The sequence below is a fragment of the Tenacibaculum sp. MAR_2010_89 genome (genome assembly GCF_900105985.1).
Taxonomy (GTDB): Bacteria; Bacteroidota; Bacteroidia; order Flavobacteriales; family Flavobacteriaceae; genus Polaribacter; species Polaribacter halocynthiae.
The window spans coordinates 3159888-3173895 of record NZ_FNUB01000005.1; the positions used below are offsets into that span (position 1 = coordinate 3159888).

At 28.7% G+C, this 14008-nt stretch carries 13 protein-coding genes and 3 tRNA genes; 11 read left to right on the forward strand and 5 right to left on the reverse strand.

Translation table 11 applies throughout. The features are described 5' to 3' along the window. Positions 1–2 precede the first annotated feature (2 nt). Positions 3–599 carry a CopD family protein gene (locus BLV71_RS17250; RefSeq protein ID WP_093871749.1) on the forward strand — a complete coding sequence of 199 codons (597 nt, stop codon included), beginning with the start codon at positions 3–5 and terminating at the stop codon, positions 597–599. 3 nt (positions 600–602) lie between these two features. On the opposite strand, the gene BLV71_RS17255 is transcribed toward BLV71_RS17250, so the two are convergent. Beyond that, complete coding sequence (locus tag BLV71_RS17255) at positions 603–1268, reverse strand: class I SAM-dependent methyltransferase (RefSeq protein ID WP_093871750.1); 666 nt, start codon at positions 1266–1268, stop codon at positions 603–605. Between the two features lie 352 nt (positions 1269–1620). On the opposite strand from BLV71_RS17255, the gene BLV71_RS17260 reads away from it, so the two are divergent. The 10 genes from BLV71_RS17260 to BLV71_RS17305 all read left to right on the forward strand — a co-directional run bounded on the left by BLV71_RS17260 (position 1621) and on the right by BLV71_RS17305 (position 11406). Next, on the forward strand, positions 1621–1983 hold the full coding sequence (locus BLV71_RS17260; RefSeq protein ID WP_093871751.1) for a hypothetical protein: 363 nt from the start codon (positions 1621–1623) through the stop codon (positions 1981–1983). 195 nt (positions 1984–2178) lie between these two features. Further along, entirely contained in the window at positions 2179–2550 is a 372-nt protein-coding gene (locus BLV71_RS17265) for a transposase (RefSeq protein ID WP_093871498.1), read from the forward strand. Beyond that, a complete protein-coding gene (locus tag BLV71_RS17270; RefSeq protein ID WP_143032775.1) occupies positions 2550–3401 on the forward strand; it encodes an IS3 family transposase in 852 nt (283 codons plus the stop codon). The genes BLV71_RS17265 and BLV71_RS17270 overlap by 1 nt, the downstream gene beginning before the upstream one ends. 50 nt (positions 3402–3451) lie before the next feature. Continuing rightward, positions 3452–3976, forward strand: coding sequence for a hypothetical protein (locus BLV71_RS17275; RefSeq protein ID WP_143032811.1), 525 nt, complete (start codon positions 3452–3454; stop codon positions 3974–3976). A 35-nt stretch (positions 3977–4011) separates the two neighbouring features. Next, a complete protein-coding gene (locus BLV71_RS17280) occupies positions 4012–4683 on the forward strand; it encodes a hypothetical protein (protein WP_093871753.1) in 672 nt (223 codons plus the stop codon). Between the two features lie 51 nt (positions 4684–4734). Beyond that, positions 4735–5214 carry a hypothetical protein gene (locus tag BLV71_RS17285; RefSeq protein ID WP_093871754.1) on the forward strand — a complete coding sequence of 160 codons (480 nt, stop codon included), beginning with the start codon at positions 4735–4737 and terminating at the stop codon, positions 5212–5214. 150 nt (positions 5215–5364) lie between these two features. Then, positions 5365–7041, forward strand: a complete 1677-nt coding sequence (locus BLV71_RS17290) for a S8 family serine peptidase (protein WP_093871755.1) — start codon at positions 5365–5367, stop codon at positions 7039–7041. 309 nt (positions 7042–7350) lie between these two features. Continuing rightward, positions 7351–9045 (forward strand): hypothetical protein, encoded by a 1695-nt coding sequence (locus BLV71_RS17295; RefSeq protein ID WP_093871756.1) that lies wholly within the window; start codon positions 7351–7353, stop codon positions 9043–9045. Positions 9046–9157: 112 nt separating this feature from the next. After that, complete coding sequence (locus BLV71_RS17300) at positions 9158–9970, forward strand: SHOCT domain-containing protein (protein WP_093871757.1); 813 nt, start codon at positions 9158–9160, stop codon at positions 9968–9970. A 518-nt stretch (positions 9971–10488) separates the two neighbouring features. After that, a complete protein-coding gene (locus tag BLV71_RS17305; protein ID WP_093871758.1) occupies positions 10489–11406 on the forward strand; it encodes a hypothetical protein in 918 nt (305 codons plus the stop codon). Positions 11407–11538: 132 nt separating this feature from the next. On the opposite strand, the gene BLV71_RS17310 is transcribed toward BLV71_RS17305, so the two are convergent. The 4 genes from BLV71_RS17310 to BLV71_RS17325 form a co-directional block, all read right to left on the reverse strand. Next, a tRNA-Arg gene (locus BLV71_RS17310) sits at positions 11539–11612 on the reverse strand. A 29-nt stretch (positions 11613–11641) separates the two neighbouring features. Then, positions 11642–11716 (reverse strand) — tRNA-Pro (locus tag BLV71_RS17315). A 17-nt stretch (positions 11717–11733) separates the two neighbouring features. Continuing rightward, positions 11734–11817, reverse strand: a tRNA-Ser gene (locus BLV71_RS17320). 95 nt (positions 11818–11912) lie between these two features. Further along, complete coding sequence (locus BLV71_RS17325; RefSeq protein WP_093871759.1) at positions 11913–13976, reverse strand: HD family phosphohydrolase; 2064 nt, start codon at positions 13974–13976, stop codon at positions 11913–11915. Between the last annotated feature and the right edge of the window lie 32 nt (positions 13977–14008).

The following is a 14008-nucleotide window of genomic DNA, read 5'->3' on the forward strand; positions in this document are numbered from 1 at the left end:
TTATGGACTTCTATTACGTAAAAGCATTACATATTATCTTTGTAGTAACTTGGTTTTCAGGACTTTTTTATATTGTTCGTTTATTCATTTACCACACTGAGGCAGAAAAAAAAGAAGAACCTGCAAAAGAAATACTTCAAACCCAATACCAATTAATGGAAAAACGTTTGTGGTACATCATAACATGGCCTTCAGCTATATTGGCCAGTTTTTTTGCTTTTTGGATGCTATACAAAAACCCTAGTTACCTTGAAATGCCTTGGATGCATGTAAAACTTTCGTTTGTATTGGCTTTATATGCTTACCACTGGGGCTGCCAAAGAATATACAAACAATTACAAAAAAATGTAATTAAGCACTCTTCTTTAAAACTTAGAATTTGGAATGAAGTAGCAACTATTATTCTATTTGCTGTTGTTTTTTTAGTTGTATTGCAAAATGCTATCAACTGGATTTGGGGAGTTATTGGTATTGTTTTAGTATCAGTTTTATTAATGTTAGCTGTTCGTTTATATAAAAAAATTAGAGCTAAAAAAAGCTGGGATAAACACGAGAAAAAACTTATTGAAGAAGATACAGACTTGAATAATGAATCTTAAAAACTAACTTATAACATATAAACTTGTAACTATTTTTCCTTTACAATTATCTAAGGTAATAGATAGCATCTCTTTTTTTTCTTTTATTTTAAAGCTGAAAGGGAATGCCAGTAAATCAACCCCGCTTTTCTTTTTTAAACGAATACCTTGACCTGAAATAATATCTTTATTAGGTTCAAAATCTCCTTTCGGTAAGTGTTCTGTTAAAATAACATACTTATACTTAGTTAATTGTTTAACTACTTTCTGTATTTCACTATTTGATAAATGCTGTAATACTTGTCTAACTATAGCACAATCTGCATCTGGTAATTCTTCTACAGCAATATCTTTACAGTGAAACTCTAAATTCTCCTGTTTGAATTTTTCTTTATTGTATTTTATAAGACCACCTACTATATCTATAGCAATATACTTATTAGAGTATTGCACCAATTCTTTACCAACATTAAAATCTCCACACCCTAAATCACATACTATTAAAGGTTTTTCAAAAGATGCTAAAAAAAACGCAACCGCTTTTATATAAGGTTGTACTATTTCATCTTTATGAGAACCTTCTCCGGAATAAAAATCAGAATCATTACTACCCCATAAATTCATTTCATATACCTGTTCCATTGCCTCTTTTGTAGGCCATGGCATTTTTATTTTTTTACCTTTCTGCATAAAACCAACTTTGAAAACATCAAATTATCACTTTTCTTAATGGTTACTAAAATACTATTTTTACATCTTGCAAAAAGCAATTATATTTCTTAGGTTAGCTATTGTAAAAAATTGTACGGATACAAAATTGCTATATCTACACTTTTTTAGGCTATATTTTTACTAAAAATAAAGAACTACGAATACCCATAAAGTAACTTTAGTACTTCTCTATATATTTACCTAAAGTTCCTTTTATCCGGAACTATAAACCAATAAACGAGAACTTTGTTCTCTATATAACGAGTTGTAAGTAATTTGAGAAAAACCGTAACAAAAAGAAGAAATAAGATACTAATAGAAAAAATAAACAATGAAAAAAATAATTTTAATCCTAGTCGGAATTTTAATAATAAGCTGTTCAAAGGAATCTGAAACAAAATATTCAACCGACTCTGAAAAAGTATTCTTAATAATTACGGAAAATACTACCGAAACCGAATTAACGAAAATCGCATCTGAATTTAAAACTGAAAAGAACATAACTGTTGACTTCTCAAAAACCGAATTTAGCGAAAATGGAAAAATCAAAAACTTGAATCTAGAAGTAGATTGTAACGATGGTTTTAAAGGAATCGCAAAAAGTTCGGGAGTGATTTTAAAAGCTAAAAATTCTGGTTTTTCAAGAGATTATTCTGAAAACTCCAAAGTTCCGTTTGTGATTGGAGCAATGTAATCTGAATAAAAAACTACTTACAACACCGTATATAATTTATTGCTAGTTCTAGCCTACTTACGAAAATCCTCGCGGATTTTCTATTCGGTTTTTATTTGCTAAATTAGGTGTTTAAACCACGCAACAAACCATATACAACAACGTTGGCAGTAATTGTGACCCGTCCTAAAATAAGGCTACATAATTTTAAACATTATGTACAAAAATGACAAAGTAATTAGACGTTACAGCGAACCTTTTAAATTAAAAATTTTAGCCGAACTTACCATCGGAAAACACACAAAGAGCGAACTTTGTAAACTCTATTCCATTGCTCCTACAACAGTAAATGAGTGGATTAAAAAATACAACCGTAAAGACTTAATGAACACCAGAGTAAAAGTGGAAACTAAAGACGAAATATCTAGAATTAAAGCGCTTCAAAAAGAAATAGAACAGCTTAAAAAATTACTACTTAAAAAAGATCTGGATGCTATGATCGAAGAATCCTATCTTGAAGTAGCGGCGGAAGATCTCGGTTACAAATCTATTGCTGATCTAAAAAAAAAGTTAAGTATAAAGCCTTAATTAAAGCTAAAGAAAAAGCTAAGGGATTTGCTTCTTTAAAGACTATAACCCATTGTTTTGGACATAAACGTGACGCGTATTATAAATACAAATCTAGAGCTGATAAACGTTTAAAAATAGAACAACAGATTATTAACATCGTTAAAAAAAGACGCAAATCCCTTCCTAGAGAAGGTGTAAGAAAACTTGTGAAATCGTTAAATGTAGATTTTAATAAAGCTAATATTAAAGTTGGTAGAGATACTTTATTTAATGTGCTTAGAAAACATCAAATGTTAACCCTTAGAAGGAGAACAAGTGCTAGAACCACAAACTCTTATCATCGTTTTTATAAATATAACAACATCATAAAAGGCCTGGAAGTTACTAGAAATAACCAAGTTTGGGTATCTGATATCACATACATTAGAACCGTAAAAGGGTTTTGCTATTTGGCTTTAATAACTGATATGCATTCTAGAAAAATAGTAGGTTACGACCTAAGTGATAGTTTAGAATTAAAAGGATGTGTAAGAGCTCTTAATAAGGCTATTTATCAAGCTAAAGACATTAAACAACTCATTCATCACTCGGATAGAGGAATACAGTATTGTAGTAATCTGTACACACAAATACTTAAAAGAAAAAAGATAGAGATTAGTATGACCCAAGAAAATCATTGTTACGAAAACGCAATGGCAGAGCGCGTAAATGGAATTTTAAAAGATGAATTTTATCTCGACCAAACCTTTGATAACGTGAGTCACGCAAAGAGAGCGGCAAAAAATGCAATTAATTTATACAACGAAATAAGATTACACTTATCTTTAGACTATAAAACACCTAATATGGTATATAAATTATCAGCTTAAAAATCAATTTTAACCTGTAGCCATATTTCAGGACTAGACATTGAATGAAAATGAAAATTTGTATACTATTTTATTTTTTAACATCGTTTATTTGTAATGCTCAAGTTGACAGTCTTTTTAAAGATTTTAAAAATTGTAATAGCAATTTGATAAAGGACTCTATTTCTATATATGATAATCTAAGAAATTTTACTTTAAAACTACCTAAAAAATGGAAAGGAAAATTAGAAGGTGATAATAATAGTTTATGTGTTTATAAAACACCCTATTCTTCTATTTTTAGATTAAAGGGAAGCTCAGCCTATGATGTTCAAGGTAACAGGATTGAAACTGAAAAGAAAGATCCAAAATTCGTTGGAATAGATTATATAGAAACTCAAGAAATAGTAATTTTAAAACACCCGAAAGGAATGTATAAAAAAAAATTACTTCATAAATATACATTTCACTTTGAAACTAAAAATAATCCATGGGTTTGGATGTTTTACTTAGCTGCTGATAGAAAACCAACCAAAAATGACATTTGTGAAATTAAATATATTATAAAACAATACATTCTAGGGCTTAAAAACTAACTATGTATTAAAACAAATCTTAGTCAAAACTAAATATGACATTAGAAAATTTCAAAGAAATATTAATAAATGGATCAGATGAAGCTAAACATAAGGCAATATCTTACGCTAACCCAAAATTACTCAATGCCGAAATTTTCTATCTATTATTTGATCTTTTGAAAGATAATAGTTCTCATAATCGTTTTTTTGCCATATTTCATTTGATTGATAAGTTCTCTATATCTCTTTCAGGTGCAGAAGGTGTTTTGATTGACGACATTTATAACTCATTGTTTGATAAGTATGCACCTATTGCTGACAGAGCTACTTGGGCTTTAAGTATTATTGGTGATAAAGCACTTGATAAGTTGATTGAGAAATATTACTCTGGGGCAATCAATACTAAAATTCGAATTACTTATGCCATTGGCAGAGGTAATTTTAGTAAAAGAACTAAAGATAGAGTTAAAATTTTATTGACTGGGCTTCAATCAGAAAATAAAAGATTAAGATTTACAGCAATGTGTGAGATGATGTCCAATACACCGATTAGCCACCAGAATGAAAATGAATGGAATTCAACTCAAGATAAGAGTATTAATTTTGAGGAAATTTATGACAAAGTTTTGCCTATTGCTAAGGAGTTTTTAAAACTAGAAAATAAAAAATATAAGAGTTTTTCGAATAGATACATTAATTGGATAGAAAAAAGAAAAAAACTATAAAACGGTATTAAGACTAACTTTAACACAAAATATTATTACCAATTACAGAAAATGAAATTTGAACTTAAACATAGAGACGATTTTAATCCAAAAGATTTTATAAATCATAATATTTGGGTTCAATATTATTCTGCTGGAGAGCTTGACTTTATAGAAGAAGAAGGTTATAATAGAAAAGAAATTGAATCTGAATTAGAAAAGGTAGATTGGTCTGATGAATATTGGTTTAAATCATTCCATACCAAAAAAGTAACCCCGTATATGTTTACTAGATATTATGCTCAATTTGAACTTCCAAATAAAAGGGTAATTGACGGTTATATTGAATTTACTGAGTATAGTGGTGTTCAAAATTATTCGCTATATGTTAATGGAGAATTTATTGGGCTGAATATACATCACTCTGATATGAATGAAGAAGATGAAATAAAACTAAAGCATACATTGAATTTAAATGAGCTTTATCCAATGATTGTTAAATGTTCGAGTAACATTAAAGTAGACGAAATATTTAATCCGAATAAAAAATAAATAATATGGTAAACCAAAATCAACTGAATGAAAAATATCAAACACATTTTATTATTTTTTACAAGTTGTGCAAGTTATATTCGTAAGGAATTTAAAAATTAACTAGTCAAAAATAAATAAAGGAAAAAGTTGAATACAAATAAATTTAATATGAATACAAACGGAGCATTTTTAACTGTTTTTTTTATGTTGTCAATAAACTACACTTATTGTCAGAAAAATAAAAAAACATCTATAAATAAAAGCGTAATTTCAAAAACAAAACACTTATCCAATCAAGAACTACAAGATTGGTATCATAAAGATTATGAAAAAGATACAATTCCTGGGATTAGTTTAGATAAATTATATGAATCTAATTTATTGCATGGACGTAAAGGAAAAGAGATTGTCGTTGCAGTTATTGATACCAAGATAGATATTCATCATTTTGATTTAAAAGGACAACTTTGGGTAAATAAAGATGAAATTCCTAATAATGGAATAGATGATGATGGCAATGGATATATTGATGATATAAATGGGTGGAACTTTTTAGGAAACCCAAATGGAGAGTATCTGAAATATCAAAGTTCTGAAATCGTACGAATTATTAAAAAATACCAAAAAAAATTTGAATTAAAAGATTCTACTGAAATTAACAAGAACGAGTTACCGAACTATAGGCTATACCTAAAAGCCAAGACTGCTTACAAAAATGAAGTTAAAGGATTGGAATCCTCTATCCTTTATTTTAAAAAATCTATAAATAAATTTCCCGTAGCTACAAAAACTATCCAAGAAATAACAAAAAAAGAAGATATTAATATTAGCGATCTTGAGAAGATACTTAAATCATCGAAAGATTCTACAGTTATTTCACATGCAAGCTTTTTAAAGTCTGCAAAGTTAAAAGATCATACAATAGAATTGTATACACATTATGTAAAGTGGTTTGAAGAAATGCTCAATACTACTTTTGATTTAAACTATAACGAACGAGCTATTATGGGTGATAACCCAGATGACATCAAAAATTCTATCTACGGAAATAATATAGTTTATGGAGAAGTTCCTTTCAATCATTCTATTGTTGTATCAGGAGTTATTGGAGCTAATAGAACGAATAATATTGGAGCAAAGGGATTCTCTAAAAATATTAAAATTATGCCAATTGTTATGGTTGCTTCTGGTGACGAACATGATAAGGATATTGCATTAGCAATTAGATACGCAGTTGATAATGGTGCTAAAATAGTTAATATGAGTTGGGGGAAAAAACTTTCGTTAAATCAAAAATGGATTTTAGAAGCTATGAAATATGCTGAAAGCAAGGATGTACTTTTGGTTCATGGAGCAGGAAATAATGGTTTTAATACAGATCATAACACATACTACCCAAATGATTATTTAAATGATTTAGAGCTAGTTGATAATTTTATTGTTGTTGGAGCAAGCAGTTATGAATTGACCAAAAATCTGAGAGCAAGCTTTTCTAATTATGGAAAAAAGACAGTAGATGTTTTTGCTCCTGGAGTAAAAATTTACACCACAAAAGAAGGCAACGAATTTAAATTTTCAAGAGGAACATCATTAGCGGCTCCAATGGTGTCAGGATTAGCAGGTTTATTATGGTCTTATTTCCCTAATCTTACGGCAAACCAATTGAAAAATATACTTATGGAATCAGGTAGTACTTTTCACCTTCCTGTTACCATAATCGATGAAAATGATATAAAAAAAGAAATCCCCTTTACTGAACTAAGTAAATCAGGTAAAATTATTAATGCGTATAATGCTTTTTTAATGGCGTCTGAGTTTCAAAAACAATCAACAACAAAAAATTAACTGAGATTATTCATACCGTTAAAAAAAACTAATAGCTGAAAAATAATACTTTTTTATTAGTATAAATTATTTCAATCAGTTTTAGAACAATTGGAGTTTTTATAACAATAAAATTTTATGTAAAAACACTTCAGATATATCAATAATATTTGAAGTTACTATTTGTAAATATTCATCTACACGGATTTTATTTCAGTGATTTAATTGTTTAGTGTATGTTATATTCAAAAAAACTTATACATACATATTGGCATGCATGTTGGTATACGTGCAAAGAAGGTAACTGACATTAGAAATAAAAAATAGATAATGCAAAAATTGACAACATTTTTAGTAACATTAACGTTCTTCACAACTTCGTACGGTCAAAAACTAGAAACATTAGGAACAGGTGTAATTGATTTCCTATTGACCAAACCAAAAACAGCGAATCCTAATAAAGTAATACAGTTGACTGCTCTTAATGTTATTGGTAACGTATGTAGAATTTCATCTAAAAATAAAATAGACTTAGATAATACAAGTCAAAGTGAAATAGTAATAAGTACAAATTCTGGTAACGAAGCAGTAGTTTACTCAACTAAACAAGGGAATGTACATCTTCTTTATAAAGATGTAATCTACCCTATGACAGCAAGCCTAATCAATCTAGCAAAAAACGAATATGAAAATCAAAAAAGTAGCTATGTAAATACTTCTATTAAAAACATACCTCTATATGAATCTAATTTTTCAGATTTAATAAACAAATGGCGATTTTATAAAACAAAAACATACACGTTTAAAAAAACATGGCAGAGATATTATTTAAAAAATCACAATGAATCAATTAAATTCATAGCTAAAAAACACGATATTTCAAGAGATGACATCTATTTTAAACCCTACAAATTGGAATACGGACACCCAAACTATGGATCAAAATTTACTTTGAATGAACTTTTAAATACTGACAATATTATTTCAAAAGGTAAAAGAAAGAAAATTCTTAAGATATACAATTCACAAAAAAAACTAACAAAAGCGAAATTCGGCTGTTCTGATTTTGCTTATGATGGCTTAAGAGGAGGTACTGCTTTTAGATTTGTTGGCTACAAAAAGCCAAAGTCTGCAGATGGATTTGCTATTTACATTCAAGTAAATAAAAAAATTCCTGAATACTCATATAAGAATGCAACCCTCTCTGAATACAATCTCTCTGATTTAAGAAGTAAATGGAAATTCTCTAAAACAAAAGCATACACCCTTAAAAAAACATTTCAGAGATACAATTTAAAAGATCACAATGAATCAGTTAAGTATATAGCTAAAAAAAATGGTGTTTCAAGAGATGACATCTATTTTAAACCTTACAAATTGAAATTCGGACATGTAAATTTTGGATCAGCATTTACCATTGATAAACTTTTAAGTAATGAATATTTTACTTCAGAAGATAAAAGAAAGAAACTTATAAAGTTATATAATTCGCAAGCTCCTCTCTCAAAAACTAAATATGGCTGTTCTAATTTTGCATATGATGACAAAAAAGGAGGAGTTGTTTTTAATTTTGTTAATTATAAAAAACCAAAGTCTGCAGATGGATTTGCTATTTATATTCAAAAAGACAGGATGGCTACCGAATATTTATATAAGACCAAAATCGTGACAACATTTACTTGTAACAGTGAAAAAAACTTAGACCAACAAAGAATAAATTCAAAAGTTTTCCAAGAAATAAAACGTTCATTCTTCAAAGATGAAAATTTTCTATTAATGATGGGATACACTACCGAGAGAATATTTAGTTATAAGTTAAAAATTAATGAAGCTTCTACTGGAAAGACTGTGTTTTCTAAAATAGGCATTACTGAAAAAGATAAACAATTTATAAGTGTAAAAATTAACAATAAGAAACTGCCAATTGGAAAATACATTTATAGATTTACGCTAATAAACCCTAATAAAGATAATGTTTCAAAATCAGAAAAGTTTGAAATTTTAAAAAGTCCTTATTATGAATGATAAAAACATTTAACATGTTAACAAAAGATAAAAAAACTCAAAACAAAACTGAATTCTAGTATATTTTTTATGCTATATTTCGTCCCTAAACAAATACAAAAAAATTAGAAAAATGAAAAGAGGACATTTATTTATATTTGCAGCACTTATCGGTGGTGGTTATTTTATATCAAAATCAAATAACAACCCTTTAGTTATATTAGTAACAATTATTTTTTCATCTATTTTGTTAATTATTGGTTCTGTTATTCTTATTAGAGATAATCGAAAGAAAAGAGAAGGTAAAATAAAACAATCAAAAATGTTATTAAACCAACTCGAAAATTTCTCAGCTACAAAAAAAATAGTTCAACCCTGGGGTGTAATTGCTATAGATGAAGAAAACAAAAAAATAGCTATCAAAGAGGAGATAGGTTCATTAGCTACCTACTCTTACGATGACATAATGAGAACAGAGATATTACAAGATGGAGAAATTACATATCGAAAGTCAAGTAAAGTTGGACAAATAATTGACGGACTTATATTAGCGGATATTTCTGGCGCTATATTTGGAGGTGTTTTACCAAGAGAAGGAAGCGAAGTTAATGAGGTTAAAGCAGTAGATCTTAAAATTGTAATTAAGGATGTGCACAAACCTAGTTTTAATCTTCGTTTTTTTGACGCTCACAGAGAAAAAGAAAAAAGAGGAGAAAACTTTTTGGCCGATAGTCATGAGATAGCTTATGAAAAAGCTTTATCAAACTTAAAAAACTGGAAAGATATTCTTGAAATTATTATTGATAAATCAAATTCGGAAAAAAAGCATACTTCTAACAATATCTCTTCGGTTAGTGACGAATTGATAAAATTAAATGATTTAAAAGAAAAAGGAATATTAAGCGAAGAAGAATTTGTTATAGAGAAAAAGAAAGTTTTAAAGTAAACCAAGAGATTTAGTAGGACTTTGAAATTTTGAGATTGACTTTCATAAATCATATATAAGTTCATTCAAATCTATTTTTGTTAAAAATCGTGCATAAACAGCAAAATTAATATTGAGAAAAAAATATTCTCTATAAAAGAAATACACCTATTAAATTATTAAAAAAAATGCTAAATGGTAAAAATTGTATGCATTTCACCGTTTATAAGGACAGTAAAAAGTTCTGTTCTAAATTGAAAAAAACATACCTTTATCTCCCCTATTTAAACTAGCCTTTAAAACTACAACTCCAATCATTAAAAACCTGCTCCTAAACTTCATATTTTAGAGCAATTTTTTGTTTATTATAACTCCGCTTTCCCATATTATTCTTCGTTAAAATTAAAAAATACCTATCGGTAGGTATTGAACTAATTGATTAACTTTTATAATTTAGTCCAAGATAAATTATATATATACCGGTACATATATTCTATTGTTGAAAATGATCTTACTATAAATTCAAAAATCAAGAAAGAATGAGTGAAATTGACAAAAGAATCCAAGAAAAAATAAAGAAAAAAGAAGCTTTACTAAAAGAGAAGATTGAAGCTTTACAAAAATCAGCAAAGAGCAGAATAGATGATTTAGAAAAACCAGATCCAAGTGACTTTGAAGCTGCAATTGACTTACAATTTGACATTAAATGGAAAATTACTTCCATCAAGTTTGATATTCCTAAATTCTCAATGGAGCTTGAAAAAATTAGCTTTGATATTCCAGAAGTAAAAATGGAAACCGAAAAAATTAGTTTTGATGTGCCAGCAATAAGAATGAAAAGGGCTTGCCTTTTCAAAAAACCCGAATTTCATGGTTTTCCACCTAAAGTTTACATGAAATGTGTTTATGGTAATAAGCCTGAGGTATACACTAAAAGAGTTGAATTTAAAACGGATATTCCTAAATTTAGTTCAAAGAGAATTGAAATAAAATTTGACAAACCAGTCGTAAAGATGGAAACGATTGAAATAAAAATGCATTTACCTCAATTTTATTTAACATCTGTTGAAGGAGAAATTAAAAACTATTCTGAAGATGTACAAGAAATAGGGAATGATATGAATTCTGAAGCTAAAAAACTATCAGATAATTTCAGTAATGAAATAAATACAGAATTAAAGCAAGATATTAAAGACCTTTTTGATGAAATTCAAAGTAGCTTAATAAAATCTAGAGAAGAAATATCAGTCAACTATAATACTGGTATTACTAATATTAAAACATCTATTAAAAGATTAAAAGAAGCAAACGCAACAGACAAAGTTAAAGAGCTTGAGTCGCAACTTGCTTTATTGATTACTGATTTTGAAAATGCCCTCAAAACTATTGACGAAAACCTAGAAGACCTAGCAAAGGAAGAGTCAGAAGTATTTATGAATTTTAGTGTAAATATATAAGCAATTTACAACATTACTTATAAAATAGTAGTTCAGTATAACCTCTAACGAATTGTACTGTTCTACTATTTTTTTAGTATTTAAAAACCTACAAAAACAAAAAAGCCTCACTATTTCTAGTGAAGCTTTATGTGAGCCCTGAAGGATTCGAACCTTCGACCGCCTCCTTAGAAGGGAGGTGCTCTATCCAGCTGAGCTAAGAGCCCGTAGTTTTTATGTTTCTACGAAAACAGTGTCGGGGTGGCAGGATTCGAACCTGCGACCTCCTCGTCCCAAACGAGGCGCGATGACCGGGCTACGCTACACCCCGAAAAGCCATCTTAATTGCGGAGAGACAGGGACTCGAACCCTGGCGACAGTTACCCGTCGACAGATTAGCAATCTGCTCCATTACCACTCTGGCACCTCTCCTTGCGATTAGAAACTCAATGTATGAATTTCAAATTGCGAGTGCAAATCTAGTACTTATTAAACGTTCTCACAAACTTTTTTGATAAAAAAAATCACTAATCTGGATACTCAACACGTAAGTGATAGATATTCATTAACTTATTCTTAATAATTTTTTTTATTTTTTCTATTTCTCTAAACGTAATATCAGAATTTCTAAACTGATTATCGTTTTTTTGCTTCTCTATGATCTTATCAATTAAATTATCTATAGATTGTGCTGTGGGTTCTTTTAAACTCTTAGAAGCAGCTTCTGCAGCATCACACATCATTAAAATTGCCGTTTCTTTTGAAAAAGGGATTGGTCCTTGATATTGAAACTTCTTTATATCAACCTCAGTATTTGGGTTGTTCTCTAATTCCTTTTTATAAAAATAGTAAGTTACATTCGTTCCATGATGTGTACGGATAAAATCTATTATTCTATCTGGTAAGTTATTTTTCTTCGCTATCTCTATTCCTTTAATCACATGATCTAAAATAATGCGAGCACTATCTTTTGCTGATAAATCATTGTGCGGGTTCACTCCTGTTGATTGGTTTTCAGTAAAATACATTGGATTTACCATTTTACCAATATCATGATACAAAGCCCCTGTTCTTACCAACATAGAGTTCGCTCCTATTTCATTCGCAGCAGCTTCTGCTAAATTAGCCACCTGCATCGAGTGCTGAAATGTTCCTGGTGCTTTTTCATTTAACTCTCTTAATAATTTAGAATTGGTATTTGATAACTCTAATAAAGTTACATCAGAAACTAACCCAAAAACCTTCTCGTAAAAATAAATAAAGAATACAGCTAAAAATGACAACAATCCGTTGGCAGCAAATAATCCGAAATACAATACACTTATTTTATCAGCATTCCCTTCTTTTATAATTGAAAAAGCAAAATACGTGAGCATGTAAATAAGTGTTATTTGCCCTATAGATATAAATAAGTTTGCCCTTTTATATAGTTCAGAAACCGTTAAAATTGTTACAATCCCTGCTATAATATGTAAGTAAATAAACTCAAAACTATTAGGAACGATAAAACCTAATAACAAAACGGTTAATACATGTGTAAATAAGCCCAATCTTGCATCAAAAAAAGCTTTTAATACAATGGGAAGGATACTCAATGGAACAACGTATAAATAATCTGAATTTGTTTTTACAACCATTGTTTGAACTAAAATCATAATAAAAACATTGAAAAAAATAAAGGTTACTTTATTATTATCATTGTAAATATCATTACGGTATCGCAACAAAAACAATAATAGCATTAACAAGGCTAATGACACTAAAACAGCATATCCAAAAACAATCCAATTGTAATTAGATTTTGACCAAATTGTAGATTGAGATGCTAACTGATATGATTTTAACACATTGTACCTCTTCCCTTCTACAATATCTCCTTTTAAAATTATCAATGCTCCTTTTGATACTTTTCCTTTTGTATACGATATATTTTTTAGTGCTTCTTCTTTTCCTTTATTTGTAAACTTCTCATCAAATGAAACATTAGGTCGCACTACGTTCGCAATTACACTTAGTATTAGTTGTTGCTTAAATTGGCTTAAATCTTGAATTTTACTATTAATTGTTGGCAATACTTCTTTCGATTCAATAAATTTAGAAAACAATACATCTTCAATAGAATTTCCTTTTCTTAATACAATAATTTCATCGCTATTACTGGCGTATTTCACAATGCTTCCACTGTCAATAAATCCGTATTGGTAAATTAAGTTTATAATTGATCTTCCTCTTTTTGCTATTACAACCACATCATCTATTACTAAAGAGTCAGAGGGTTTTATTTTTTTTAACTGTTCTTTAAACTCTAAAGCAACTTCTTGTTTTATAGCTTCATCATAAACAAAATACTTTTTTGCCTCATTTAATAACACTTCTTTTTCTACTTCAATTTCCTTTTCACTTTTATGAATAGCAAAATCAAACGGAGCATATAAATTATCATACTGCCAAGGTTTACCTGAAGAAAAATCGTATTTAAACTGCCCTCCTTTAGGAAATAAATATATGATGGCAGTAGCTGTAATTAAAAACAATAATACCTTATAAATAATAGCATTGTTTTTATATAATTTGTTAATGATTTTATTCATTTTTTTGATTTAAAATGTAAAGATAACCTTTC

Coding starts and splice junctions, on each gene's coding strand:
- BLV71_RS17300 (WP_093871757.1), top strand. CDS start 9,158: ATGAAAAGAGGACATTTATTTATATTTGCAGCACTTATCGGTGGTGGT.
- BLV71_RS17265 (WP_093871498.1), top strand. CDS start 2,179: ATGTACAAAAATGACAAAGTAATTAGACGTTACAGCGAACCTTTTAAA.
- BLV71_RS17325 (WP_093871759.1), bottom strand. CDS start 13,976: ATGAATAAAATCATTAACAAATTATATAAAAACAATGCTATTATTTAT.
- BLV71_RS17280 (WP_093871753.1), top strand. CDS start 4,012: ATGACATTAGAAAATTTCAAAGAAATATTAATAAATGGATCAGATGAA.
- BLV71_RS17275 (WP_143032811.1), top strand. CDS start 3,452: ATGAAAATTTGTATACTATTTTATTTTTTAACATCGTTTATTTGTAAT.
- BLV71_RS17255 (WP_093871750.1), bottom strand. CDS start 1,268: ATGCAGAAAGGTAAAAAAATAAAAATGCCATGGCCTACAAAAGAGGCA.
- BLV71_RS17290 (WP_093871755.1), top strand. CDS start 5,365: ATGAATACAAACGGAGCATTTTTAACTGTTTTTTTTATGTTGTCAATA.
- BLV71_RS17260 (WP_093871751.1), top strand. CDS start 1,621: ATGAAAAAAATAATTTTAATCCTAGTCGGAATTTTAATAATAAGCTGT.
- BLV71_RS17305 (WP_093871758.1), top strand. CDS start 10,489: ATGAGTGAAATTGACAAAAGAATCCAAGAAAAAATAAAGAAAAAAGAA.
- BLV71_RS17295 (WP_093871756.1), top strand. CDS start 7,351: ATGCAAAAATTGACAACATTTTTAGTAACATTAACGTTCTTCACAACT.
- BLV71_RS17250 (WP_093871749.1), top strand. CDS start 3: ATGGACTTCTATTACGTAAAAGCATTACATATTATCTTTGTAGTAACT.
- BLV71_RS17285 (WP_093871754.1), top strand. CDS start 4,735: ATGAAATTTGAACTTAAACATAGAGACGATTTTAATCCAAAAGATTTT.